At 43.8% G+C, this 24,723-nt stretch carries 22 protein-coding genes and 1 pseudogene; 11 read left to right on the top strand and 12 right to left on the bottom strand.

Features of this window, described 5'->3' with window-relative positions; genetic code table 11:
- Positions 1–189 precede the first annotated feature (189 nt).
- A complete protein-coding gene (gene ilvC, locus AC0L6V_RS21680; protein WP_265220420.1) occupies positions 190–1,662 on the top strand; it encodes a ketol-acid reductoisomerase in 1,473 nt (490 codons plus the stop codon).
- Between the two features lie 269 nt (positions 1,663–1,931).
- On the top strand, positions 1,932–3,368 hold the full coding sequence (modF, locus tag AC0L6V_RS21675) for a molybdate ABC transporter ATP-binding protein ModF (RefSeq protein ID WP_265220419.1): 1,437 nt from the start codon (positions 1,932–1,934) through the stop codon (positions 3,366–3,368).
- Positions 3,369–3,442: 74 nt separating this feature from the next.
- On the opposite strand, the gene AC0L6V_RS21670 is transcribed toward modF, so the two are convergent.
- From AC0L6V_RS21670 to AC0L6V_RS21660, 3 genes are all read right to left on the bottom strand, one after another.
- Complete coding sequence (locus AC0L6V_RS21670) at positions 3,443–3,988, bottom strand: DUF4276 family protein (protein WP_265220418.1); 546 nt, start codon at positions 3,986–3,988, stop codon at positions 3,443–3,445.
- A 1-nt stretch (position 3,989) separates the two neighbouring features.
- Positions 3,990–5,159 (bottom strand): AAA family ATPase, encoded by a 1,170-nt coding sequence (locus tag AC0L6V_RS21665; protein WP_418138599.1) that lies wholly within the window; start codon positions 5,157–5,159, stop codon positions 3,990–3,992.
- A gap of 85 nt (positions 5,160–5,244) precedes the next feature.
- The gene (locus AC0L6V_RS21660) at positions 5,245–5,493 is read right to left on the bottom strand and encodes a type II toxin-antitoxin system Phd/YefM family antitoxin (protein ID WP_265220415.1); all 249 of its coding nucleotides are present in this window, start codon (positions 5,491–5,493) and stop codon (positions 5,245–5,247) included.
- Between the two features lie 198 nt (positions 5,494–5,691).
- Here AC0L6V_RS21660 and aphA point away from each other — a divergent pair, with 198 nt between their 5' ends.
- Entirely contained in the window at positions 5,692–6,402 is a 711-nt protein-coding gene (aphA, locus tag AC0L6V_RS21655) for an acid phosphatase AphA (RefSeq protein ID WP_265220414.1), read from the top strand.
- A gap of 91 nt (positions 6,403–6,493) precedes the next feature.
- Here the strand turns inward: aphA and AC0L6V_RS21650 are convergent, their stop codons facing one another.
- Both AC0L6V_RS21650 and AC0L6V_RS21645 read right to left on the bottom strand, forming a co-directional pair.
- On the bottom strand, positions 6,494–7,084 hold the full coding sequence (locus tag AC0L6V_RS21650) for an HD domain-containing protein (protein ID WP_265220413.1): 591 nt from the start codon (positions 7,082–7,084) through the stop codon (positions 6,494–6,496).
- 102 nt (positions 7,085–7,186) lie between these two features.
- Positions 7,187–8,233 (bottom strand): Stealth CR1 domain-containing protein, encoded by a 1,047-nt coding sequence (locus AC0L6V_RS21645; RefSeq protein WP_265220412.1) that lies wholly within the window; start codon positions 8,231–8,233, stop codon positions 7,187–7,189.
- A gap of 365 nt (positions 8,234–8,598) precedes the next feature.
- Here AC0L6V_RS21645 and AC0L6V_RS21640 point away from each other — a divergent pair, with 365 nt between their 5' ends.
- The 4 genes from AC0L6V_RS21640 (at position 8,599) to AC0L6V_RS21625 (ending at position 15,303) form a co-directional block, all read left to right on the top strand.
- Entirely contained in the window at positions 8,599–9,000 is a 402-nt protein-coding gene (locus AC0L6V_RS21640) for a hypothetical protein (protein WP_409419068.1), read from the top strand.
- Positions 9,001–9,489: 489 nt separating this feature from the next.
- Positions 9,490–12,663, top strand: a complete 3,174-nt coding sequence (ileS, locus tag AC0L6V_RS21635; protein ID WP_265220411.1) for an isoleucine--tRNA ligase — start codon at positions 9,490–9,492, stop codon at positions 12,661–12,663.
- Positions 12,664–13,100: 437 nt separating this feature from the next.
- The gene (locus tag AC0L6V_RS21630; protein ID WP_265220410.1) at positions 13,101–13,316 is read left to right on the top strand and encodes a YgaP family membrane protein; all 216 of its coding nucleotides are present in this window, start codon (positions 13,101–13,103) and stop codon (positions 13,314–13,316) included.
- 25 nt (positions 13,317–13,341) lie between these two features.
- The gene (locus AC0L6V_RS21625; protein ID WP_265220409.1) at positions 13,342–15,303 is read left to right on the top strand and encodes a putative bifunctional diguanylate cyclase/phosphodiesterase; all 1,962 of its coding nucleotides are present in this window, start codon (positions 13,342–13,344) and stop codon (positions 15,301–15,303) included.
- A gap of 39 nt (positions 15,304–15,342) precedes the next feature.
- Here AC0L6V_RS21625 and AC0L6V_RS21620 read toward each other — a convergent pair whose 3' ends face one another.
- Together AC0L6V_RS21620 and AC0L6V_RS21615 are read right to left on the bottom strand one after the other, a co-directional pair.
- Complete coding sequence (locus AC0L6V_RS21620; RefSeq protein WP_265220408.1) at positions 15,343–16,119, bottom strand: SHOCT domain-containing protein; 777 nt, start codon at positions 16,117–16,119, stop codon at positions 15,343–15,345.
- 291 nt (positions 16,120–16,410) lie between these two features.
- A pseudogene (locus AC0L6V_RS21615) lies at positions 16,411–16,549 on the bottom strand (glutathione-dependent disulfide-bond oxidoreductase); the annotation flags it as partial.
- Positions 16,550–16,660: 111 nt separating this feature from the next.
- Here AC0L6V_RS21615 and AC0L6V_RS21610 point away from each other — a divergent pair.
- Entirely contained in the window at positions 16,661–17,173 is a 513-nt protein-coding gene (locus tag AC0L6V_RS21610; RefSeq protein ID WP_265220407.1) for a hypothetical protein, read from the top strand.
- Between the two features lie 134 nt (positions 17,174–17,307).
- Here AC0L6V_RS21610 and yghU read toward each other — a convergent pair whose 3' ends face one another.
- A complete protein-coding gene (gene yghU, locus AC0L6V_RS21605; protein ID WP_265220406.1) occupies positions 17,308–18,156 on the bottom strand; it encodes a glutathione-dependent disulfide-bond oxidoreductase in 849 nt (282 codons plus the stop codon).
- A 45-nt stretch (positions 18,157–18,201) separates the two neighbouring features.
- On the bottom strand, positions 18,202–18,978 hold the full coding sequence (locus tag AC0L6V_RS21600) for a ferredoxin--NADP reductase (RefSeq protein WP_265220405.1): 777 nt from the start codon (positions 18,976–18,978) through the stop codon (positions 18,202–18,204).
- A gap of 336 nt (positions 18,979–19,314) precedes the next feature.
- On the opposite strand from AC0L6V_RS21600, the gene msrA reads away from it, so the two are divergent.
- The 3 genes from msrA to nfsA all read left to right on the top strand — a co-directional run bounded on the left by msrA (position 19,315) and on the right by nfsA (position 21,667).
- Positions 19,315–19,941 (top strand): peptide-methionine (S)-S-oxide reductase MsrA, encoded by a 627-nt coding sequence (gene msrA, locus AC0L6V_RS21595; RefSeq protein ID WP_265220404.1) that lies wholly within the window; start codon positions 19,315–19,317, stop codon positions 19,939–19,941.
- A 274-nt stretch (positions 19,942–20,215) separates the two neighbouring features.
- The gene (locus AC0L6V_RS21590; RefSeq protein ID WP_265220403.1) at positions 20,216–20,785 is read left to right on the top strand and encodes a porin family protein; all 570 of its coding nucleotides are present in this window, start codon (positions 20,216–20,218) and stop codon (positions 20,783–20,785) included.
- Between the two features lie 144 nt (positions 20,786–20,929).
- On the top strand, positions 20,930–21,667 hold the full coding sequence (gene nfsA / locus AC0L6V_RS21585; RefSeq protein ID WP_265220402.1) for an oxygen-insensitive NADPH nitroreductase: 738 nt from the start codon (positions 20,930–20,932) through the stop codon (positions 21,665–21,667).
- Between the two features lie 5 nt (positions 21,668–21,672).
- On the opposite strand, the gene AC0L6V_RS21580 is transcribed toward nfsA, so the two are convergent.
- The 3 genes from AC0L6V_RS21580 to AC0L6V_RS21570 form a co-directional block, all read right to left on the bottom strand.
- Positions 21,673–22,911, bottom strand: a complete 1,239-nt coding sequence (locus AC0L6V_RS21580; protein WP_409419067.1) for an NAD(P)/FAD-dependent oxidoreductase — start codon at positions 22,909–22,911, stop codon at positions 21,673–21,675.
- A gap of 167 nt (positions 22,912–23,078) precedes the next feature.
- Positions 23,079–23,561 (bottom strand): Hsp20 family protein, encoded by a 483-nt coding sequence (locus AC0L6V_RS21575; RefSeq protein WP_409419066.1) that lies wholly within the window; start codon positions 23,559–23,561, stop codon positions 23,079–23,081.
- A gap of 184 nt (positions 23,562–23,745) precedes the next feature.
- A complete protein-coding gene (locus AC0L6V_RS21570) occupies positions 23,746–24,696 on the bottom strand; it encodes a LysR family transcriptional regulator (protein WP_265220400.1) in 951 nt (316 codons plus the stop codon).
- Between the last annotated feature and the right edge of the window lie 27 nt (positions 24,697–24,723).

Raw genomic sequence — 24,723 nt, 5'->3', positions numbered from 1 at the left:
TAAAACATGTTTGCAAAAAATGGGACACTGTATTGCAAATATATCAATTTACGAAAAGATTGCGCTAGGATACATTAACCCTACTCGCAGGACGTCATGAAAAGCATGGCTTGGCGACTGTGTAATCCATTTTTAATATCGGCGTGTTTTTATCGCAGATACCGTAATTTATCTTATAGGATGTGTAACATGGCTAACTACTTCAATACTTTGCCGCTACGTGAACAACTAGCAGAACTAGCAAAATGTCGCTTCATGAACAGCTCTGAATTTGCAGACGGCGTAGAAGCGTTGAAAGGCAAAAAAATGGTGGTTATCGGTTGTGGTGCACAAGGTCTTAACCAAGGCTTGAACCTACGCGACTCAGGTCTAGATGTGTCTTACGCATTGCGCCCAGAAGCCATTGCTCAAAAACGCCAATCTTGGAAAAACGCCACTGAAAACGGCTTCACTGTTGGCACATACGAAGAATTGATTCCAACCGCTGACGTGGTACTTAACCTAACACCAGATAAGCAACACACTGCGGTTGTAAACGCTGTTATGCCACTAATGAAAGAAGGCGCTTGCCTATCTTACTCTCACGGCTTCAACATCGTTGAAGAAGGCATGAAAATCCGTAAAGACTTGACCGTTATCATGGTGGCGCCTAAGTGCCCTGGCTCTGAAGTACGTGCAGAATACGTTCGTGGCTTCGGTGTTCCTACATTGATCGCGGTTCACGAAGACAACGATCCTAAAGGCGAAGGTCTTGCGCTAGCAAAAGCGTACGCTGTGGGTACGGGCGGTCACAAAGCAGGCGTTCTAATGTCTTCTTTCATCGCTGAAGTAAAATCTGACCTTATGGGCGAGCAAACCATCCTTTGTGGTATGTTGCAAACAGGTTCTATCCTTTGCTTCGACAAAATGGTTGAAGAAGGCATCGACCCAGGTTATGCGTCTCGCTTGATCCAATACGGTTGGGAAACCATCACCGAAGCCTTGAAATACGGCGGCGTAACCAACATGCTAGATCGTCTTTCTAACCCAGCTAAGATCAAAGCGTTCGATCTTTCTGAAGAGCTAAAAGTGATCATGCGTCCTTTGTACAACAAGCATCAAGACGACATCATCAGTGGCCACTTCTCTCAAACTATGATGGAAGACTGGGCCAACGACGACGTTAACTTGCTGAAGTGGCGTGCAGAAACCGCTGAAACTAACTTCGAGAAAACACCAGCTGGCGATGTGAAAATTTCTGAACAAGAATTCTTTGACAACGGTATATTGATGGTGGCTATGGTTAAAGCCGGCGTAGAGCTTGCTTTCGAAACTATGACTGCAGCGGGCATCGTTGCAGAATCGGCTTACTACGAGTCTCTACACGAAACACCATTGATCGCAAACACCATCGCTCGTAAGAAATTGTACGAAATGAACGCGACCATCTCTGATACTGCGGAATACGGTTGCTACCTATACAACCACGCGTGTGTACCACTGTTGGCAGACTTCATGAAAGGCATCAAAACTGACGTGATCGGTAAAGGTCTTTCTGTAGAAGACAATGGCGTAGACAACAAACGCTTGATCGAAGTAAACACAGCGCTACGCTCTCACCCAGTTGAGGCTGTAGGTGCGGTGTTACGCGGTCATATGGCGGACATGAAAAAGATCGTTTAATACGATTATTACGCTCGCCAATACTTTGTTAAAAATAGACTCGAAATGCTCAAAAATCTGTAGGAACAGATTTAAACAGCTTTAGCTGGCCCGAAGGGTGGAGCGCAGGATGCGCGGAGTATTTATACTTATAAACTCTGCTTTCTCGTCTATTTTTGCCTCGTCTTGGCTTCGCTCATGACATCGTAATGTTTATATAAAAAGCCGAGTTATCGTAAGAAACTCGGCTTTTTTGTCTCTTTTTTCTCATTACCACATTAGGAAATACCATGGACAGCCTCCGCTTAGACAGTATTCTCTTCAAACAAGTAACAGTGAACTTTGATGATCGCTTTACCCTAAGCGAGATTGACTGGACCATTGAACCCAACCAACATTGGGTGATTACTGGCACCAATGGTGCTGGAAAATCGGCTTTAGCCGCTGTATTAGCGGGAGTTGGCGACATTGAACGCGGCACCGTCACTGGCCTTCCGAAAAACGTGGGATTGGTCTCTTTTGAAGCCCAAGCGGAGCTGATTGCTAAAGAGTTGAAAAAAGACGACGCCGACATCATGGATGTAATTTCCCTTGGCACGCCAGTACGGGAAATGATTTTCGATCACTGCCAGGATCCAGAACTTGCACAGGAACTAGTGGAAAAGTTTGGTATTTATCCACTGTTGGATCGCGCCTTTCGCAAACTCTCTACCGGCGAAACCCGCAAAGTCATGTTAATTCGCGCGTTGGCGAACAAGCCTGACTTGCTGATATTAGACGAACCCTTTGATGGTTTAGACGTCGACACCCTTGCCATGCTGCAAGCTCACCTTGCTTCCATCATAGACACCACACCCATGGTCATGGTGCTCAATCGCTTCGATGAAATGCCTGACTTTATTACTCATATTGCGTATGTTGATAATGGACGTTTGGCACTGACGGTAGATAAAAGCGACGACAACGCCTTCAACGAGCTGTACCAATTACTGCATTTGAAAACCACGAATCTAGACATCCCAGAGGCAGATCCAGTCAATAAACTGCCCGTACTAGACCCATGCCAGCCTCTGGTGAAACTCAACCAAGCCACCATTAAATACGGCGATACCATCATTGTTGATAAACTGGATTGGACCATTGAACGCGGCCAGCACTGGCAACTCAGTGGCCCCAACGGCAGCGGCAAAACCGGCGTATTGTCATTGATCACCGGCGATCATCCCCAGTGTTACGTAAACGATATTTTCGTCTTCGGCTTCCAACGTGGTAAGGGCGAAAGCATCTGGCAAATCAAACAATTTATCGGCTATGTTTCCACATCCTTGCAATGGGAATACCGCGTCAGCACCAGTTGCAAAAACGTCATAATTTCTGGCTTCTACGACAGCATCGGCATGTACACCAAATCCTCCGATAACCAGAAGAAAATCGCCGACCAATGGCTTGCGCTGCTTGGCATGACAGACCGCGCCGACCAACCCTTTAACAAACTATCTTATGGCGACCAGCGCCTACTGCTAATCGCCCGCGCCATGGTGAAACACCCGCCACTCTTGATCCTAGACGAACCCTGCCTCGGCCTCGACGACATGAACCGACAGCTCGTCCTCGCCCTCATAGAGAAAATTTGCCAAGGCTCCGAGACCACTGTTTTGTATGTTAACCATCACGCAGAAGATAAGATCAAAGGGATAGAGAACTACTTGGAGTTGAAGAAGAGCTGATAGGATTTACTCCGCTCAGAAACGACAAAAGCCAACTCAATGAGTTGGCTTTTGTGTTTTTAATTTCTCAGAATCTATTTAGCAAGACTCTCTATCTTACATAGCCATTCGTGGAAACCAAGACACATTTCTCGTATTTTAGGGATACCCATTTCTTCTGCTATATTTGGCCCATGTGTCGTTTTTCTATATTTCGTATGCTTTAACAAACGCTTAGAAGGGGCGGTTTCTACAGAGTTATTAATAGCTTCAGGATTGCCATTAAATTCGCTCAAGACATCCTGACACCATTGCAGAACATCACTATCATTTAATCCTCTCGCCATAGATTCAGGGCAAGAAAATAAAAGACCTTCGAACTCATACATTTGAACATATGGAATAAGTCTTGGCTTCACACCTGCATGAACAGAATCTATCAACCTTTGTTCTAATTCTTCTTTAGTTTCGTTACCTAATCTTTTTTTGAACCCATAAAAATCATACAGAGTTGTAACAAAGTCAAAATTATTAGCAATCTTTTTCAACTCATTTTTAGCACGCTCAACATTCACATCACCACCCATTGAGATAGGCGTCATATAAATTCCTTTCGCAGCTAAATACGGTTCTAAAACCATTTTAACAAACCGTTCTTCCGTGGGGCCTTCGACTGATATCCCTATTCTTACCATTCAGGGCGCCCCCTATAATATTTTTAGACCAAATGTCTCCCATGGCGTAATCTTCTAACCAATCTTTTAGATCAACCTCATCAACCCGTTTAAACGTTGATGCGCCTTTTTCCTGATCAACAACAATGAAGTCTTCTGGATTAAACTGATTGGCAAAAGTAACAGACTGAGTAGAACAGATAACTTGATTTTCTTTCGCCGTCGCTTTCACAATATCAGCTAGTACCTCTAAAGCTGCTGGGTGCAAACCAAGCTCAGGTTCATCAAGAATAATCGTTTTTGGCCTCAATGACTTAGGCTGTAAGAACAAGGTTGCCATGCAAATAAAACGTGCCGTACCATCCGACAGTTGATTTGCAGAAAAAGGCTCATCATGATCTCGATGAATCCATTTAAGTAACACCTTCTGATCACCATCATTACCGCGAGGTTCAAGATAAAAATCGTGGAAATAAGGCGCTACCGTTTTTATCGCATCCACTATATCTCGATAACTCTTAAAGAACTCATTAGTTTCTTCACTGTCTTTCAAAAAGTATAAAAAAGCAGCCAAATTGCCTGCGTCATGCTGTAGATAGTCAACAGATTCTAGTGAGGATGCTTTTTTAAAAGATGCGGTTGGGCCTGTGTCATGAAAATGATAAACACGACAATCTTCAAGATACTTTCTAGTATAGTTACGAACTGCTGGGCTTTGTGCCTCAGTTCCGGGAAGTAAACCACTTTCGCCTTTAGAACCTACAATCTCAAAGTTCTTTCCTGAGGTCACTATCGTACAAAACTCTTCTTTGAAAACTAAATTGTCATCATTGCTACCATGAACAAATTTCACATGGTATCCATTGAAACCAACTTCAATATCAATTTCTATTTGATTTGTTACTTTAGAGCCAAAATAAAAGAACGTATTTGCGAAACCATTTTGTTCAATATAAGTCCGTAGTTTTCCTTCTGACAAATTTCGCAGAAAAGTAAATAAGGAAATAAAATTAGACTTGCCCGAGCCATTAGCTCCAATGACAATATTGATAGGCTTCATTTTCAAATCCATCTCTTTGATAGACTTAAAGCCTTTGATAGCGACACGCTCTAAGTGTGTGCTCTGATTATCAGTCATTTTACACCTACAAACTACATTAATTATGAGTCACAGTATACCAATAGATCATGTCTAAACACGATCCAATTGGGCTTAGCTAAAATTATAAGTCTGCGATGCTGACTGAGATACTTTCTTCATTGGCGCGTTCCTTCGCGAGAGCTAACAATTCCATATCTTCCAATTTATCCATTAAGGCTTCATAGGCTTCAGCTGGAACACAGTAAAACGCAGGTTCATTGCGGTTTAATACCGCAACCGCTTTACCATGTGCGCTTGCAGCAACTTTCATCGGGTTAGCTTTAAATTCCGTAATGCTTGCAGCCACATCGGAAAGGATTCTAGAAGTCATTTAAAAGCACCTTTAATCGACCTATTAAAAGATCATTTCAATTTCCATTTGATCACTTATCAAGCAGAGGTTTATTAACTAGCTCTAGATAAAGTATTTGCTCTGCCCTTCACTCAAACCAAAACAAGTTGATAGAAAGTCGTATTTTTTAGAGATAAGATAAACAAACCATCAATAATGAAACCTATAGGAAACACTGTGAATCATACTCTACGCTCGATAACGCTTGTACTGGCTTGTGTCGCCAGTCTCTCTGCTCACGCAGATCCAAAAACACCAGGCACTCATAAAGGCTATTCCACCATTGATATGACGACGGCGGGTATGCCGTCGGATGTCACTATGATCTCTGTTGCGGACATTAAGCAAGAGCTTCAAGGCAAAGCGCCGTTTGCGGTGGGCTTTGATATCGATGATACGACCCTGTTTAGCACACCCGTTTTTTATCGTGGTCAGCAAGAGTTTTCGCCAAATGGTTACTCTTACCTAACGAATCAAGACTTTTGGGATAAAGCAAACTGTGGCTGGGACGCATTCAGCATGCCTAAGAACATTGCTAAAGAGTTAATTGCCATGCACCAAGAACGCGGCGATAGCATTTACTTTATTACAGGCCGTACTGGTTCCGATTGTAACTTTACTACGGAGTACTTGAAAAAAGCATTTGATATCAAAGAGATGCACGATGTCATTTTTGCGGGATCAAGCCGTACCGAATACACCAAGACCAAATACATAAAACAGCATGACATCAAAATTTATTACGGTGATGCAGATGGCGACATTATTTCTGCCCGTGACGCAGGCGCCGAGGGTATTCGTGTCATGCGCGCAGCGAACTCTAGCTACACACCGATTCCTAAAAATGGCATCTATGGCGAACGAGTGTTGAAAGACTCCCAGTACTAATCTCACTTTCGATTAGTATCAGATAACAAAAACCAACAATCATGGGATTGTTGGCTTTTTCTAGTATTTCGCTAATTCAAGACAGCGAACTCTATCTATGAAAATACTGGCTAACCAATTTTTGCACTAGATTCCAGATGCTTTTTGAACCTGCGCTAATCACTGAACCATAACGCTGTTTAACTTGTTCATGACTGACATTACCTTCAATCCATGTACCGCCATTGGTTGCTACGTTGTGAATCAATGGTTGTAGTCGGTCTAGAGATTTCGCAAATATGGCGTCATTTGTTTCAGCGGCTTCAAATTCGTACCAAAGGGCTTTGAGTTCTTCACCTTGCGATGTTGGTAATAAACCAAAGAGACGATCCGCAGCTTTTTGCTCTGCCTCATCTTGAGCTGTGTTATCCACCGTTTCATGTATCGGGTGATCACCCGCGTCGATTTCAACAATGTCATGGATCAAGAGCATTTTGATCACGCGCTCAATATTAATCTCTTTGTCAGAACTGTCTTTTAGGATTAAGGCATACATTGCCAAATGCCACGAATGTTCGGCAGAGTTCTCTCTTCGTGATTGATCAATCAATGGCGATTTACGGATAACAGATTTTAGCTGGTCTATCTCACGTAAAAAGGCAAATTGTTTATCGAGAGTTTGGTCGTTTAGCTGCTTTGGCATGAAATACCTTAATCTGTCTTAACTGAAAATTTGATCAAGAGTAACCAAGAATCCATGAGAATTCGACCCTAAGCTTTCAAAACTACTCTTCAGATAGAAGCATTATGCTTCTGCCAAATTTGTCATCGCTTCCTCTGATTGCAGGCGCAATTCTTCAATCACTGTATTTAGCCCCGGAAAGCCGCCAATGGCTTGAGCAATCCAATCCGCTGCGTTTGGAATGATTTCTACTAATTGAGGAAGATCATTGACGCATAAAAACTTGATGCCAGGATCGGTCGCTTTGCTAAGCAACGCTAGCGTGTCGCTGGCTGGTTGTCCTTTCCCCTGCCCGCTTGAAATATGAAGATGATCATCTACCAGGCTGATTTTGGCTTCTTGGTCATGGATACAAGCGTGGTTGTGCAACCCCTGCGGGAGAAATTGCGCCAAGTTGCGAAATCGATACGTTATGTTAATGAAAAAGTCATCAGGATAACGGGCAAACAATTCGGCCATCTTTGAACGTCGAAAGGGATGAACAACATGCGCCGCAGAAAACAGTTTTGTGGCGGGATATCCTGTGATTTGCGCCGCATTGATCTGCATAAAACAATGAAATTTCGCTGGGTCTTCTCGCATTTCGTCACAGCTAAGCACCTGACTGTAATCAACCCATTTGCCTCGCAGAATAGGAGTAAGACCGTCAAAAACATCAACAGGACTGAGCGGTGCCGTTAAAAACACATCGTCATTGAAGTACATAAATCGCTCACTCAGCCCTTCTATCCGCCAGAGCATGCTCTCAATCGCCAAGGAGTTGAAAGTCGGCAAAAATTGTGTGAAGCCATCAAAGATTTCCGCATGATAAACAAGATGTACTTTGGCTTTAATGCTTTCTGAGAGGCTTGATAAATCAGGACCTTCCTCATCCACAACCACCCAAATTTTGTTTATCCATGGCGCGTGGTTTTCAATGGATTGAATACAGAACAAAATTTCATCGCTGCATACCCAGCGATGTGGATTGGCGGCATTTTCGTGTAGCGGTAATGGCTCCATTGCCATATAGGTTTGCCGCTTCTGGCGGTGTTTCGTAGCATTCCCATTAACCCAAGTGATAACCGCATCAATTGGATCAAGCTCGTGCTCGGTTGCATTACTTAGCATATCAGTATCCGTATACATTGATGATATTTTAGCTGATGCCACAACGGGTTCAGACTGATCATCGAGCGAGTCAATTCTAGGTAGGTCAACTCTTCACTGAGTTGATTTGATAGTGAGTCTATCGATTACTTTTAGCCATTAAGAGGAGATAAAGAGCGATATATGGCTAGTTTTCTAATGATACCACACATCAAGAACTGCCTGATCTTATTCGTCTTTCATCAACTAACGAGCAGATTTCATTGCTAATATTGATATCCATTACCTCAAAAATACCACTGTTCGCGAAAGAAAATAGTGTTCTAATTTAATGAAACAATAGAAAATGAGATTTATTATTTTTCAGGACTTGAGGGAATCAATCAATGGAATGGCGTGATGTTTTGACAGCGTTAAAAAACAAAGGCTACAACGCTAAATTCAATGACGCTCGTAATCAAATAATAATCGGATCATGGAGAAATAATTACCGTTTTAACATATGTCGCAATGTAGTCACCAAACGCCTCTGCCTGGAATATACTCCTAGCTCACAATTTTTATTTGGCTTTTGGGTAAGTAGCTTCATCATAATATTTAACTCTTCATCATTCCGAGGCCTATCTGATACGTTAAGCCTAAGCTTTTATGCCTTTATGTTTTTGAGCATTCTTTATATTCGTTATCTTGGTAAAAAAGAACGTAGTACCAAACAGGACTTAGATGCTCTACTTTTTGAACTAAACCTAGACGAGTACAAGGCGAATCAAACACTTACTGACGCATAATGACACAATAAAACGAGATAAAAGCATAATGAAGTAAACAAAACGAATTTCGAGTTTACTGCCTAAGGCGCTAACAAACTCTTTTCAGGCGTTGATAGTTTGACGTCTGCAGAATGATTTTCGATACGAGAAATAGCATTTTTTGTGTATGCAACCGATCAGCAAGATCCATTTGCGTTAGACCAGCACTGATGAGAGCCCTTTTAGGAGAACACAAAACTTAAGAACCTGAAAACCGTCATCGTAATTCTCAAAAAACTCACATCATTAGCCTTGCACATTTGCAATGTATTATTTTTTAGATCTCTCTTGACGCTTCCCCTTTGCAAGCGTAAAAATAAGCCCTATGACTAACCTATCTCTTACTCAACAACGAATTATTATCATCATTCCTAGGAGTGGTGGGTTCGTTGTTGAGTAAAATAAAGCAAACCCGCCCAAGAGGCGGGTTTCTTTTTTCTGCTTCTTGGGTCTTAACAGGAAGCCAATATGAATACACACGATTCCCCTACCCATGTAGCCGATGAGGCTGACAATACAGCTTCGTCCGCACGCTTTTCGTTCGTTGAGGCCGAGCACGCTGTACTCAAGTTTTGGCAGGACAAGCAGATTTTCAAGCGCTCTCTTGAAGCGTCTAAGCCCAAACCAGACTACGTATTTTATGACGGCCCACCCTTTGCAACTGGCTTGCCCCATCACGGACATTTGGTTGCCTCGACGATCAAAGACATCATTCCACGTTACTTCACCATGAAGGGTTTCCATGTAGAGCGTCGTTTTGGTTGGGATTGTCATGGTTTGCCTATCGAACACGAAATCGATAAATCCCTCGGCATGTCAGCCAAAGAAGCGGTAGAAAGCTTGGGCATTGCCCGCTACAACGCGGAATGCCGTGGCATCGTGCAGCGCTATGCCAGTGAATGGGAGAAAACCATCACTCGCCTTGGCCGTTGGGTGGACTTTGAAAACGACTACCGCACCATGGAGCCTTGGTATATGGAATCCGTCTGGTGGGTGTTCAAACAGTTATGGGACAAAGGGCTGGTCTATCAAGGCGACAAGGTAATCGCCTATTCCACTGAGCTGGAAACCGTACTGTCTAACTTTGAAGCCAGCTCTAACTACAAGGAGGTGCAAGACCCTGCCATCACGGTATTGTTCAAATTAACCGACGAAGACGCCTATTTTGCCGCTTGGACCACCACGCCTTGGACCCTGCCGTCCAACCTTGCCCTGTGTGTTGGCCCCAATATCCCCTACGTCAAAGTACACGACGCAACCATGGGCAAAACGCTTTGGCTTGCTCAGGCTCAGCTCGACACTGTCTGCAAAGGTCGAGAGGTGGAGATTCTGGATCGTGCGTTAGGTGCTGAGCTGAGTGGCAAACACTACGAGCCGCTTTTTCCCTATTTCAGCCACTTGAATGAAGCTGGCGCTTTTCACGTATTCGCGGACGATTTTGTCTCCACTGGAAGCGGCACTGGCATCGTCCACATCGCCCCCGCATTCGGAGAAGACGATAACCGCGTCTGCAAAGCCAATGGTTTGCAAGCCACCGTTTGTCCACTGGACAGCCGCGGACGCTTTACCCATGACGTAGCCGATTACCAAGGCCAATATGTAAAAGATGCCGACAAAGCCATCATGCAAGCCCTAAAAGCCCGTGATGTGCTTTATCGTCAAGAAACCATCGTACACAGCTATCCATTCTGTCCGCGCTCCGACACACCGATCATCTACCGTTCTGTGCCATCTTGGTACATTAAAGTAGAACAAATGCGTGGTGAACTGTTGGCAAACAACGAACAAATCAACTGGGTGCCAGATCACATCCAGCAAGGCCGCATGGGCAAATGGTTAGAAGGCGCGATCGACTGGTCTGTGTCACGCAACCGTTACTGGGGGACACCTCTTCCCATCTGGGTCAACGATGTCACAGGCAATCACCTTTGTCTTGGCTCTCGGCAAGAGCTGAAAGCCTACACAGGCGCGGACGTGGACGACTTACACCGCGACCACGTGGACGAACTTAGCTTCTCCCTTACAGGAGAAGCAGGCACCTATCGACGTATTGCCGAAGTATTCGACTGCTGGTTTGAATCCGGTGCCATGCCTTACGCCCAAGTGCATTATCCCTTTGAAAATAAAGAACAATTTGAGCATAACTTTCCTGCGGCCTTTATCGCAGAAGGCGTCGATCAAACACGCGGTTGGTTTTATACCTTACAAGTACTTAGCCAGTGCTTGTTCGGACAACCTGCGTTTAAAAACGTCATCGTCAATGGCATTGTCATGGCGGAAGACGGCAAAAAGATGTCCAAACGCCTAAAAAACTATACACCACCCGATACGCTGATGGAAAACTATGGTGCCGATGCTCTACGGCTTTACCTCATCAACTCAGGATTGGTGAAGGCTGAAGAGCAACGCTTTGCCGACACAGGTGTGCAAGACATGGTGCGGCAAGTCTTATTGCCTTGGCTAAATGGCTTTCGCTTTTTTGCCACCTACGCCGAAATCGACCAGTGGCAAGACAAAGGCAGCAATGAGGCACCCAACAACATCTTGGATCAGTGGATCTTGTCCCGTCTACAAACGCTCACCGCCAAGGTCAATCAGGAGATGCAAGCCTACCACTTGTATAACGTGGTGCCTGCGTTATTCGAGTTTATAGAAGACCTCACCAACGGCTACATCCGTTTGAATCGCGCTCGCTTTTGGCAAAAAGAATTAAACGCCGATAAGCAGCAAGCCTTTCAAACCTTGTATCGCTGCTTAGATACGTTCAACCGATTGATGGCACCTTTCACGCCATTTATGGCAGAACACTTATATCAAGCACTTTTGCCTTTCTCGGCAAGCAGCCAAGCAGAGTCTGTGCATTTGTGTGATTATCCAAGTACCGATGGCAACCTGAAACAAGAGGATTTAGAAGCCAGTGTCGCGCGCGTTCAACACATCTTGGTGATGGGGCGACAACTGCGCAACGACCTTAGAATCAAATTAAAAACGCCACTTAAAACACTCACCGTGTTGCATAAAGACGCCTACGTGCTGGAAGACATCACCCGTCTTAAAGATTACATCCAAACGGAACTGAATATAAAAAACGTGCTGTTTAGCCGCCAAGAAAGTGACTATATCGACTTTTATGCCAAAGCGAACTTTCCCGTCTTAGGTAAACGTCTAGGGAAGCAAATGAAGCACTACGCTGCCCTCATCGCCAAACTGGATGAAACAACCTTAGATCACTTGGAGAAGCAAGGTGAAATAGAACTGGATGGATTGACCTTCAATCAAGAAGAAATCCAACTCTTTAGACAGGCCAAAGCCAGCACAGTGACGGCTTCCAATCGCTTTATTTCGATCAACATTGATCCAGAGCTAACCGAGGAATTAATCGCCGAAGGCGCTATGCGCGAGATAGTGAGCCACATCCAAAAACTTCGTAAGCAGCAAGATTATAAAGTACTGGATCGAATCCATGTGTCTATCGACGCCAGCGATACTGTGAAGCATTGGTGTCAGCAACACCTTAGTTATATCCAATCAGAAACGTTAGCTGACGAGGTGCACTTTACGCCTTTGCCTGACAGGGTTGTGTCTATAACGACCGACCTTGGCGAAGTGAAAGTTGCAGTTGAAAAAGCAACAAATCACTAAGCTTATCCAGCGCGCCATAGTGTTTGTTTATGGCGCGCTGGATCTTTCTTTTTTAGCTTATGTCATCGCTATTATTGCGCGCCTCTGGCATATCAGAAAAATACTCCACTGCCTCTAGGTTATTTGCCACATAAGCAAACTGCGCAACTCACTCACCAGCTGCATTGGCTGTGGTTGTTTGTCCTTAACCCAGTGCCCGCTCTATAACGAAGAAGACAAACTGGCAAGCGAAGGGACAGGGCCGATTCTGTTAGATCGCAAGGTATCCCTTAGTTAACGTCGCTGCTGACCCACTTTGTAACATGGGGTTTCAGCACTTCGTCATTCGGTCGCTTACATTGCGATGCAATTACTTACAGTCTCCCTATTGTCAATTTTTCGGCTAAAGCGGACTATTTATAAACGATCGAACTGTTGATTAGTGAGGACACAATACAGTGAAAAAGAACCTACATCCTCTAGATAGAAGTATCCGCGGTGTTATCGGCATATTGTTTACTGGCATCGCTCTGTTTAATGGTGATCTATTAAACGACCCATTGCTAGAGACACTGATCGGTATATTTGGCTCGCTGAACTTGATTTCTTTAGCATTTGGATGGTGCCCAGTCTACCATCTTGCCAACATCAGTACCTGTAAAGAAAAAGAATAAGTAAGGCGAGTTATCTGGGGTCTTTATGCCACCACTACAGGAACTACAAAGAGACAAATCCTTCCGCATCAAACTCATCTTGGTTTGTCTTGTGGTTGCCTTATCCGTCTCGGCCATTTATGTGACCGTGTCCTATCGCTTGGCCAATGATATTGGCGCTCAAGCAGATCTCGAATCCCTTCATCGTCAAGCTCTATTGATTCATGGACAATTAGCACTTAAAGGCCAAACAGACTCATCCGATTTCGTCGCAAAACTGATTCATCAAGTCTACTTTACAGACGAAAACCCCGAATTGTATATCGAGATTCATGGCCCAGATTTAAACTGGTCGATTAATAACAATATTAACTCCGATGTCATTGATCATTTGCTGTACACAATTAATCAAGCAGACAGCGATACCATTGGCGACTTAAGCTTATCAAATGGACATATTGACATAGACGAACATCATTTCCTTTGGCAAAAAGTGGTCGACAATACATACCAAGTTCTGGTTCTGAAAAATTCAAATTATATTCAACAAACCCTTTCCTTTGTTACCAAGCGCCTTGGCATCACATCACTGATTGTCTTCTGGCTTGCAACCTGGTTTGCCCTCACTTTATCCTCTTGGATGAATAAACGCGTTCAGGACAAAAACGATTCATTAGCACATCTTGCGACTCATGACACTTTAACAGGATTACCCAATCGTCTTTATTTAAGAAACCTACTGCAAGACATCATGCCTGAAGCGATGTCCCCCTCTTTACCAAACGCTACTAAAACGCATACATCTGATGTTACTCAAGCTTGTCTTTTCGTCATTGACCTCGATAAATTCAAAGAAGTGAACGATGCTTTTGGCCATACAACCGGAGACAGTTTACTGGCTAAAATAGCTCAAAAGCTTAAGGATACGTTAGACCGTACTCAGACACTAATTCGTTTTTCTGGCGACAAATTCATTATTTGGGCACCAGAAATAGATATTGAGCACGCCGAACTCTTAGTAAAAAAGCTTATTGATAGATCAAATGAGCCAGTATTGATCAATAAACTGGCCATCAGCACCGGTGCAAGTATCGGTATTGCCCATTACCCAAGCCAAGCAACCGACAGTGAAACTCTCATCATGTACGCCGATGCGGCCATGAGTGAAGCCAAACAAAATCGTTCTGGTTGGGCGACTTTTAGTGAGAAAAATATCGAATGTGGCAAGCAACACCTAAAGCGCCGCGCAGAATTAGAAGTTGCCCTGTCCGAAGCTCAAATCAAACTACATTATCAACCCAAAGTATCAGTGGCCGATGGTCAGATTATCGGTGTTGAAGGACTTGCTCGTTGGTATCACCCTACCGATGGCATTTTATCTCCGATAAACTTTATTGACCTCATTGAGCATAGTGGTCGGGTGCAAGAATTTGGTCGTTATATTATTACTCAAGCCATTTCGCAACTCGGCCAGTGGCATCAACAAGGATGGTTCACGCCAATCGCTATCAATTTGTCGCCCTATAATTTGCTCGATCCAACCTTACTGGAATTCACGCTGAGCTTACTTAAGCAGCATGATATTCCGCCAAATAAGCTAGAAATAGAACTGATTGAATCTGAAACCACTCTTAGCATTGACCTTATTTCAAAGCAACTCAATGCCTTCAAAGAGGCTGGAGTACAAGTTGCCATTGACGACTTTGGTACAGGTATGAGTTCGCTATCTTATATCAGTACACTTAATGTCAATCACATAAAAATTGACCGCTCTTTTATTGATGGCATAGAGCAAGATACTAGAAAACAAGCCATAGTATCTTCTGTCATTATGCTGGCTCATTCTTTCGAATGTGAAGTGATAGCAGAGGGAATAGAAAATAAATTACAAGCCGACATGTTAATCAAAATGGGTTGTCTTTATGGACAAGGCTATTATTACGCTAAACCAATGACGGCAGAAAACATACAAGCTATCTTAAAAACTAATACCATTCTGCCGCTCTAATTTTTACAAACTACCTCACAATACACGCAATTGACTCAATCAAATACGATTCAATAAATCGGTCTTCTTCGAATTGTATTCGTTTTCTGAAATAGCTCCCATGTCACGCAACTTTGCCAACTTCTCGATCAATTGGATTACGTCATCAATAGACGATACATTCGTCAAATTCTGAGGGACTTGCACTGCAGGAGCGGGTGAACATGCCATGGCAGCAGACGGCTCAATAAAGTTATTGTGTGGTGCAGGCATTGGAGCAGAAGAAGCAGAACTCCCGCCGGACACGACAGGTAAGGAGCTGACGAGAATGGTGCCGTATTGGCTGGAAAATGTCAGTGACGAATTTCCGCCCTGCTGCTGGCTTATACCACCAATGTTATTGTCTAACGTATCGTAAACCGTGACTTGACCATTTACTTCCACTGCCAGACGATTGGGGAAAATCGCGTAACGCGTGCTATTTTGCGCACCACTACTAAACGGCTGACCCAAATCACCTGGCCACCACTGATTGCCGGATCTTGAACCTTTTGGCAACGGCATAAATACCTGCATGTTTGCTAAGCCATTGGCCAGCTCGTTACACAAGTTGTCCACAGTCGATTTCAAACCATAATTAAACATGTCGCCGACCATGGTCATACCACCACGCATCCACTGGCCACCACCACCCAATTCTGGGCAATTGAACTGTGCCATCGACCCATTACCATTATTCACAGCGATTAGCATATGCATGACGGCATCAAAGCTTAGGTTGTAACGACGGGAAAGGGAATGAACGAGGTTTTGTCCATCTTGCGTTAAATTTTGCATTATAAAGCTCTCTAAAAGGGACGTAGAGCTGTTCTCTTTTATCTCGCCGCTGCAAAAAAAGAAGGCAAACATCGCCTCGTACATGGACACAAACAAAGAGTAGGTTGCAGCATCATGCTGGCCAACAGATTTCGTAGGCCTTCACTCTAACACATATCAGTCTGACAAAATGGTGACAAGCCACAGAATAAACACAAATAACTGTTTATTTTTTAAACTCTTCTTATTTATTACCAACAATAAAGAGACAAGCCATTTTATGCCTTGTCTCTTTATAAAAATAACCAATGCCAACAACTCTTTCAGCACAATGGTCACTTTTGGACTATTAAAGGGAATAAAGCTGCAGTGAATGCTTACCAACAGGCAATACTTTTTCATGTGTGGCACCCGAAACAGGACGGTTGGTACTGGCAAACTTACCAACGTTTTCTGTATTTCATGTCTACACTTCAGGAGGAACATACAATATTGATTTAATTTAAGAAACATATTATTAATATTTGCACTGAACATTAAATAAAGGAAGGATAATTAAACCATGGTTAATTTAAACATTTTATTATTAATATTTTTTATATTGACATCTATCTCTTTCAATGTTCAAGCAAATGAAAGAGCCATTAATGGAGGAATTTATGCAGGGATATTAGTCGGGGAGTCTGATGAAGATGGTTTAATTGACTCAGGAGCAGCTGAAATAGGCCTAAAAATAAATGAAAGGGGGAGTTATAGAGGTGGAAGCGCCTCATTTATTACAATGGAACTGCAAGATACTCAATATAATGGCTTCCAAATTTCAACAAACCTTAATACCAACTCAACTCCAGTGCTAGCGTCTTTAGGAGTCGGATTGATATTAGCCTCTGTTACTGATAATAATGAGTGTGAAGATAATTGTGATAGTGATGATTTAGCACTTGGTATTTATCCAGAGCTGAGCATTCAATTTAATTTATTCCCTCAAATAATGTTTGGCTTTTATGCTCGTAAATACTTTATTGAATCGTTATCGGAAGAGGTAAAAGGTATTTATATCGGTGTGAATTTTTAATGTAAGCCTTACTCGGTAAGCGTATGATAAACCACACATAAGTATCATTAATTTATCTTAGTAAAGCTTGTACGCAAGACCAAGACAAAAAACAAGCTATTCCGTAGCTTGCCTTTTGCCCTCACTGGTGAAGATCAAATAAGACCATCAAAATCCGACGCATCATGACGCTCTTGAAGCTTTGCTCCATCACCAAAAGCTTTATTAACAATACGGCCTCGTTGCACAGCAGGACGCTGCTCAATCGCTTTTGCCCAACGCAGTACATTGGTATAATTGGCTACATCAAGAAATTCAGCCGCACTGTATAAATTACCTAGCACCAAATTGCCATACCAAGGCCAGATAGCAATATCCGCAATAGAATACTCGTCACCCGCCATGTAAGTGTGATCCGCCAAATGCTTATCCAGTACATCCAACTGACGCTTGGTTTCCATGGTAAAACGGTCAATCGGATACTGCATTTTCGTTGGCGCATAGGCGTAAAAATGGCCAAAACCACCGCCTACATAAGGCGCCGATCCCATTTGCCAAAATAACCAGTTACGGCATTCCGTTTTGGAGGCTAAGTCTTTTGGCACCAAGGCATCGAACTTTTCGGCCAAATATTGCAAAATAGAACCAGACTCAAATACACGAGTCGGTGGCGTCGTACTGTGATCCATCAAAGCAGGTATTTTTGAGTTCGGATTGATCTCAACAAAACCAGAACCAAACTGGTCGCCTTCACCAATATTAATCAAATACGCATCGTATTCAGCAGCGGAAATGCCCAATGCCAACAACTCTTCCAGCATAATGGTCACTTTTTGACCATTGGGCGTAGCAAGGGAATGAAGCTGCAGTGAATGCTTACCAACAGGCAATACTTTTTCATGTGTGGCACCCGAAACAGGACGGTTGGTACTGGCAAACTTACCGCCGTTTTCTGTATTCCATGTCCACACCTTGGGAGGAAGGTAATCTTGGCTAGAACTCATAACATCTCCTAAATATATTCATCAACGAAAGCGTAACCCTCGCGACTAATGCTCGACAAACGCTCGCTCGATAACATAATCCCCAGGCACACCGATTTTGGGTGACTCATTAAAACCTAGCTCATCAAGCAAAGCCGACGTATCTTTTAACATACTTGGACTACCACAAATCATCACTCTGTCATTCATGGGGCTAAGTTGCGGTAATCCAATGTCTTCGGCCAATTTACCACTGCGAATCAAATCGGTCAGACGACCTTGATTACGGAACGCTTCACGAGTCACTGTTGGATAATAAATTAATTTATCTCTTACCTGTTCGCCAAAAAATTCATTCTCAGGCAATACTTTTTCAATAAAATCCGCATACGCCAACTCATTAATGTGACGAACACCATGGACCAAAACAATTTTTTCGTATTGCTCATAGGCGTCAAAATCTTGAATCACACTTAAAAACGGCGCCAAACCGGTTCCCGTGGATAACAAATAAAGATGTTTTCCTGGCAGCAAATCCCGCGTCACAAGGGTGCCAGTCGGTTTACGGCTAACCAAGATATCATCACCGACTTGCAAGTGCTGTAAACGCGACGTTAACGGGCCATTAGGCACCTTAATACTAAAAAATTCCAAATGTTCTTCGTAATTTGGACTGGCAATACTGTAAGCACGCATCAAAGGCCGAGTTTCTGTTTCCAAACCGATCATCACAAACTGACCATTCTCAAAGCGCAAACTTGGATTGCGAGTCGTTTTAAAACTGAATAAATTGTCATTCCAGTGATGAACACTCAAAACACGTTCCGTAACAAATGCGCTCATAGCAACCCCATTAAAAATTAAACAAACACTCTAAACTGGTACTCATACTATAAGACAAATCTATATTTGTTTAATTGATTATCTAGATGTCTTTAATATGCTCAGCATATATAAAAATCGATGGTAAACCATCAATACACATGCATCAGTGTGCCATTAAAATGTACAAAAAATGAGCGACGATGTAGGAATAATCAAGCATGCTGCCAAAATACCGCCGTCCTATACACAGCATACTACGATGATCTGTAAGAAAAAGCCTTGTGAGTACGTCAAAGCAATGAACAATGTAAAGCGTCACCATGACATCATGCCAGCAATCAGAGGACTCTCTCAATGACAATCAACAATACCTTCAACCGTGCCTTAGGCTTAGTGATTCTCGGTGGCACCGCCGCCTTTAGTGGCACGCTACAAGCGGCCCCACAAACCATGATGGTCGCCGGTGGCTGCTTTTGGTGTGTGGAATCCGATTTTGAATTGGTACAAGGTGTCAGTGATGTGGTTTCAGGATATACCGGAGGTCACACTGAAAACCCAACCTACAAACAAGTATCCGCAGGAAACACCGGACACTTTGAAGCCGTGGTGATTCATTTTGACGATGACATAGTGTCATTAAAGTCATTGGCGGACTATTACTGGAAAACCATCGACCCAACCGACGCAGAAGGTCAGTTCTGCGACAAAGGAGCCCCTTACAAAACCGCCATGTTTTATCAGAACGACCAACAAAAAGCGGTTTTTGAAGCCTCTCTCGCCAATGTCAAAAAAACCAAACCATTTAAAGACGAGGTAGTGACACAGATTCTTCCGGCAAAAACCTTTTACCCTGCTGAGGAGTATCATCAAAGCTACTACACCAAAAACCCAATTCGTTATGCCTATTATCGCGCCAGCTGCGGACGAGACAATCGTATTGAACGTTTATGGGGAGAAGTGGCCAGTCATCAGTACCATTAATACGACACACTCGTGTCCTTTTAATGCGTTGTATTCCACTAAAAAGATGCCAAACAACGGGCATCTTTTTCTTATTTAAAACCACTTCCCCTCTTTTATAAAACGAAAAAACGATCTCGCAAGTATCAGTAAAGTGTTTCTTACCTAGGTTTAACGCATAGAAAATGAAGCAAATAGGTAACTGATCGCGAAAGCCTAGCCTTCAGCCCAGTCATACGCCACATTAATAGCGCAACTCACGAAGTTCCAAAAAGTAACTAAAAGGAGTTATAAAATGAAAAAATTCATTCCCGTCATAGCAGGTAGCATCGCTTTAGCTTCTCTCAGTGGCGTAGCAAAAGCTGAAAACATGGCTGACAACAACAGCGGTCTTTATGTTGGTGGTAACTACGGCTACCTCAAAGTGGAAAGCGACGACGACTTTGACGATAACAACGATGTAGTACAGGGCATCGTCGGCTATCGTTTTAATTCTTTCCTTGCTTTAGAAGGCAGCTATATTGACTTTGGTAAATACGGTGGCAGCGCGGCTAACGCGGAAACGACGGGTTACACTGCGGCTTTAAAAGGCACCATTCCGATCACTCAGACAGTTGAACTCTTTGCTAAAGCCGGTCAGCTATGGCACGAAACCGATTACAATATTGCCTCAATCAAAGGCAGTTCAGACGATCGAAGCTTATTCGCAGGTGCCGGTGTTAACTTCAAAGTAACAGAAAATCTACTGGTGAACGCTCAATACACCTGGTACGACGTTGACTTGAATGCAGATAATGTCAACTCTGACTCAGAATTTGACACCGACTTCAAACAAGCCAGTGTAGGTGCTGAATACCGTTTCTAAAACTGACATTTCCCTTGAACGAAAGACTTAACCTAGCGGTTAGGTCTTTCCTTTGTTTATGCTTATTTCTTAACCTGAAGCTCTTTGACCCATCCATACTAAGGCTCTAGTATTTATGCATCTCATTAATAAAAGATGTTAACGATGAATCCAATCCTACAAGCTCAGTCCAACCATAAGTCCATTCGTCAATACACAAACAAAACGATTGATGAATCCCTCATAACACAACTGATCCAAAGTGCCCAAGGCGCCGCGTCTTCAAGCTTTATTCAAGCTTACTCCATTGTCCAAGTGAGCAACCCAGAAAATCGTCAAAAAATTGCCACCTTAGCGGGTGGACAAAAATGGGTCGAATCGGCAGCGGAATTTTTCGTTATTTGCGCGGACCTGACTCGCGTTGAATATTGCAGTCTTAAACAAGGCTTAGGGGCATTAGAAGGCAACACAGAACACTTTATTGCGGCCACAACAGACGCCACTTTTTTTGCGCAAAACCTAATGCTAGGCGCGGAGTCGGTCGGTCTTGGTGCCGTCTTTATTGGTGGCATTCGCAACGATCCTGAGCAAGTCGCCGAGCTGTTAAACCTACCCAATCAAGTGTATCCCATCTTTGGCCTTTGCTTGGGTTATCCTGACGCTCAGCCCGACTTAAAACCTCGTCTGCCCGTCGATGTTATATTGCACAAAGACAGCTACGATAGCCGGCGCTGCGCTGACGATGTCAACGCCTACGACGCACAAATGCAAGCCTACTACCAAAGTCGTGGCGACAATCAGAAAAACAGCAACTGGTCTGAGCAAACCGCCGCCGCGGTGCAAAAGAAAAAGCGTGAACACATGCTTCCCTTCCTGCAATCACGCGGTTTCTTAAAGCGCTAAACATTTTATCGAGCTAACCGTTTTACAGGTGAAAGTGCCTCTAACAAGGGGCTACTTTCCCCTTCTACAGCCTTAATCAATAAATCTGACGTGGTCGGGCCAAGCGTAAAGCCCTGATGCCCATGACCAAAATGAAACCACAAACCTTTATGATTGGGTGCAGCCCCTACTAAAGGCAACATATCTGGCATGCAAGGACGCGTACCCGACCATTGTGGTTCGTCTACTTTTTGCCCTAAATCGATCATCTCATTTAATGCAGCGGCTCCACGCTCAAGCTGCTTAATGTTTTTCGCGGCCTTCATAGGCACCAACGCAGCCCCCGTTGTGACTCTGAGCCCTTGTCGCATTGGCGCGGCTAAAACCCCATTTGCCACATCTAAAAATGGACGTTGGAGCGTATTAGGGGCATTAAAATGCCCATGATAACCTCGCTTGTAAACCATAGGAATGCGATAACCGAAGCGTTTTAATAGCTCTGGAGACCAAGGCCCAAGCGCCACCACCACTTGCCCAGCGGTTAACTCGCCATCACGAGTTAGAATTTTCCAACCCGACACACCATGCTGCAAGGTACTGGCATCGCCTGTCACAAATCGTCCACCACGTTTAACAAACAAATCACAATACGCCTTGGTCAAACCTCCCGGCGAAGCACAGCTCCAACTTTGCGTATAATGCACGGCTCCAGCTGGCGCTTTCTTCAGTGCTGGTTCTTTTTGCTGATAACTCTTACCATCAAAAATATCGGCAGTAACACCATATTCTCGTAACAGAAATTCGGCTTTCTTCGCCGCTTTTTCAAATTCATTTTCATCACGATGCAGCATCACAAGACCACAATGACTGATCAAGTGCTCAGATTCCGAGTCGCGAATTAAAGGCTCATGGTCCGCCGTAGAGCGAAAGGTTAATTGCGCATGAATGTGAGAAATCTTAGCGTGCTTTTCTAACGATGAATGACGAAAATACGACCACAAGGCAGGCGCCATTTGTAAGGCACCAGACAATGTCCAAGTCACATCATTACTGATCTCGAAGGCGTATTTAAACAGCGTCACCATGTCCCTTGGTAAGGCATAAGGCTCCGCCGCCTCGACCTGAATCATACCTGCATTGCCATAACTGGTTTCCAGACCCGCACCAGTGCGATCCACAATGGTAACCTGATGACCACGAGCCTGTAGCGCCAAAGCACTGCTCACACCCACCATTCCAGCACCCAACACAAGAAACTCCGCCATATCCCTACCTCGACAGCATTGCAAAAAAAATGATTTACGCTCTGGACTATAACAATATCCAGTATAGATGAGCCAACCGTCAATAGAAGGAACTACGCGGATAAAAACAAAAAAGGGCCGTGACTAATCACCGCCCTTTACGATCATCATGTATAAACAAGTTTTACTCAGGCTACCTTAGCATCCTGTTGTGCTGAGCTTTCTTTTTGATGCTCAAGAACACTGCGAGAAGCCTTGTTGATGGCAATACTTCTGGGTTTCATTGCCTCAGGAATCTCTTTCACCAAACTGATGGTAAGGAGCCCATTTTTTAACTCAGCATCGGTTACCTCAACATAATCGGCAAGATTGAACTTGCGTTCAAATGAACGGTTTGCAATGCCTTGATGGAGATACCTATGTTCACCAGAGTCCGCTTTATCACCGCGAATGGTCAACACATTCTTTTCCACTTTAATATCCAAATCGCTTTCATCAAAGCCTGCTAAAGCAAGCGAAATGGCATAACGGTTATCATCAACCACCTCGATGTTGTAAGGCGGATAACCAGCAGACACATTGTCTGTTGTTAGCGCGCTATCGAGCAAAGAGGCCAAGCGGTCGAAACCAATACTGCTACGATAAAGTGGGCTAAGATCAATTGAGTTCATAATAAATCCTCCTAATTGAAGCAAAATACTAATCGTCAAAAGTAGTAACAGGCACTCTATTCATAACCAGACGAACCTGCTACATCCCTCAAAATAGGATCTCAGCTACCATTTTCAAGTGTTTTTTATAGAAAATTTCTGTCTATGAAAATACACATTTTTTATAAAACAACACGTAATCAGCTTATTCTTCCAATACACTCTTTGCTATAAAACCTCGCTCGACCAATTGTCCCAAAAGCGCCGTCGTACGTTCGCGAAACATATCACGCAATAGCCTTACGGTTGGGGTAATCGATTGACGACTAGGGCAAACCAACCACAATTCACCGGAGGGAATGGTATAATTCGGCAGAAGTGGTACTAGACGTTCGGCCAGCAGATCGTTAGCAATATCCAGCGACGACTTTATCGCCACCCCTTTTCCAGCCACGCACCAACGCCGTACCAGATCCCCATCATTAGCCGCACAATAGGCTTTGGGCTTAATTTTGTAAGATCGTTCCGTCCCTGACGCTTTACACGAGAAGTGCCAAGTATCATTGAGTATATTCTGCAACTGATAAAACAACCCCTGATGATGCAGCAACTCTTTAGGGTGTTCAGGTAAGCCTTGAGCCTCAAGATAACTGGGACTGGCCACCAGCAAACGTGGCACATTGCAGATTTTAAAACCGTATAAATTAGAATCGGCTGGCGGGCCGTAACGCAATGCGATATCCAGCGCATCACGATAAAAGTCAATGTTGCTGTCACTAACATGCACCCGCAAAGTCACTTTAGGGTGCTGTGTCATGAACGCATCAACCCAAGGGATCGCCACATTTCGACCTAAATCAGACGACACCGCCAAACGGATTTCCCCACTAATAATGTCCAAATCATTGTGTATCGTTTGCTTGGCTTGCTCTAATAAAGCCAGCGCCGCCGTACACTGTGGCAAATAACGCTCGCCCGCACTAGAAAGACGCAAATGACGCGTCGTACGCACGAATAGCTCGACACCAAGTGACGCTTCAACCCGCTTAACCGCCGCACTGGCCGTAGCTATCTGCATATCTAGATGAGTCGCTGCTGCCGTGATATTGCGAAACTCCGCTACTTTTAGCACAACACGAAGATCTTCCAGCTGCATAGCCTAACCCTTAAAGAAAAAATGATG

It is taken from the genome of Marinomonas sp. G8-14 (genome assembly GCF_055808935.1).
Note: the sequence above shows the minus strand (reverse complement) of the source record. Positions and strands in the feature narration are given on the sequence as shown.

Excerpts from the sequence above, each read along its gene's own strand:
- ilvC (WP_265220420.1), top strand. The coding sequence starts at position 190 with ATGGCTAACTACTTCAATACTTTGCCGCTACGTGAACAACTAGCAGAA.
- modF (WP_265220419.1), top strand. The coding sequence starts at position 1,932 with ATGGACAGCCTCCGCTTAGACAGTATTCTCTTCAAACAAGTAACAGTG.
- AC0L6V_RS21670 (WP_265220418.1), bottom strand. The coding sequence starts at position 3,988 with ATGGTTTTAGAACCGTATTTAGCTGCGAAAGGAATTTATATGACGCCT.
- AC0L6V_RS21665 (WP_418138599.1), bottom strand. The coding sequence starts at position 5,159 with ATGACTGATAATCAGAGCACACACTTAGAGCGTGTCGCTATCAAAGGC.
- AC0L6V_RS21660 (WP_265220415.1), bottom strand. The coding sequence starts at position 5,493 with ATGACTTCTAGAATCCTTTCCGATGTGGCTGCAAGCATTACGGAATTT.
- AC0L6V_RS21650 (WP_265220413.1), bottom strand. The coding sequence starts at position 7,084 with ATGCCAAAGCAGCTAAACGACCAAACTCTCGATAAACAATTTGCCTTT.
- AC0L6V_RS21645 (WP_265220412.1), bottom strand. The coding sequence starts at position 8,233 with ATGCTAAGTAATGCAACCGAGCACGAGCTTGATCCAATTGATGCGGTT.
- AC0L6V_RS21640 (WP_409419068.1), top strand. The coding sequence starts at position 8,599 with ATGGAATGGCGTGATGTTTTGACAGCGTTAAAAAACAAAGGCTACAAC.
- ileS (WP_265220411.1), top strand. The coding sequence starts at position 9,490 with ATGAATACACACGATTCCCCTACCCATGTAGCCGATGAGGCTGACAAT.
- AC0L6V_RS21625 (WP_265220409.1), top strand. The coding sequence starts at position 13,342 with ATGCCACCACTACAGGAACTACAAAGAGACAAATCCTTCCGCATCAAA.
- AC0L6V_RS21620 (WP_265220408.1), bottom strand. The coding sequence starts at position 16,119 with ATGCAAAATTTAACGCAAGATGGACAAAACCTCGTTCATTCCCTTTCC.
- AC0L6V_RS21610 (WP_265220407.1), top strand. The coding sequence starts at position 16,661 with ATGGTTAATTTAAACATTTTATTATTAATATTTTTTATATTGACATCT.
- yghU (WP_265220406.1), bottom strand. The coding sequence starts at position 18,156 with ATGAGTTCTAGCCAAGATTACCTTCCTCCCAAGGTGTGGACATGGAAT.
- AC0L6V_RS21600 (WP_265220405.1), bottom strand. The coding sequence starts at position 18,978 with ATGAGCGCATTTGTTACGGAACGTGTTTTGAGTGTTCATCACTGGAAT.
- msrA (WP_265220404.1), top strand. The coding sequence starts at position 19,315 with ATGACAATCAACAATACCTTCAACCGTGCCTTAGGCTTAGTGATTCTC.
- AC0L6V_RS21590 (WP_265220403.1), top strand. The coding sequence starts at position 20,216 with ATGAAAAAATTCATTCCCGTCATAGCAGGTAGCATCGCTTTAGCTTCT.
- nfsA (WP_265220402.1), top strand. The coding sequence starts at position 20,930 with ATGAATCCAATCCTACAAGCTCAGTCCAACCATAAGTCCATTCGTCAA.
- AC0L6V_RS21580 (WP_409419067.1), bottom strand. The coding sequence starts at position 22,911 with ATGGCGGAGTTTCTTGTGTTGGGTGCTGGAATGGTGGGTGTGAGCAGT.
- AC0L6V_RS21575 (WP_409419066.1), bottom strand. The coding sequence starts at position 23,561 with ATGAACTCAATTGATCTTAGCCCACTTTATCGTAGCAGTATTGGTTTC.
- AC0L6V_RS21570 (WP_265220400.1), bottom strand. The coding sequence starts at position 24,696 with ATGCAGCTGGAAGATCTTCGTGTTGTGCTAAAAGTAGCGGAGTTTCGC.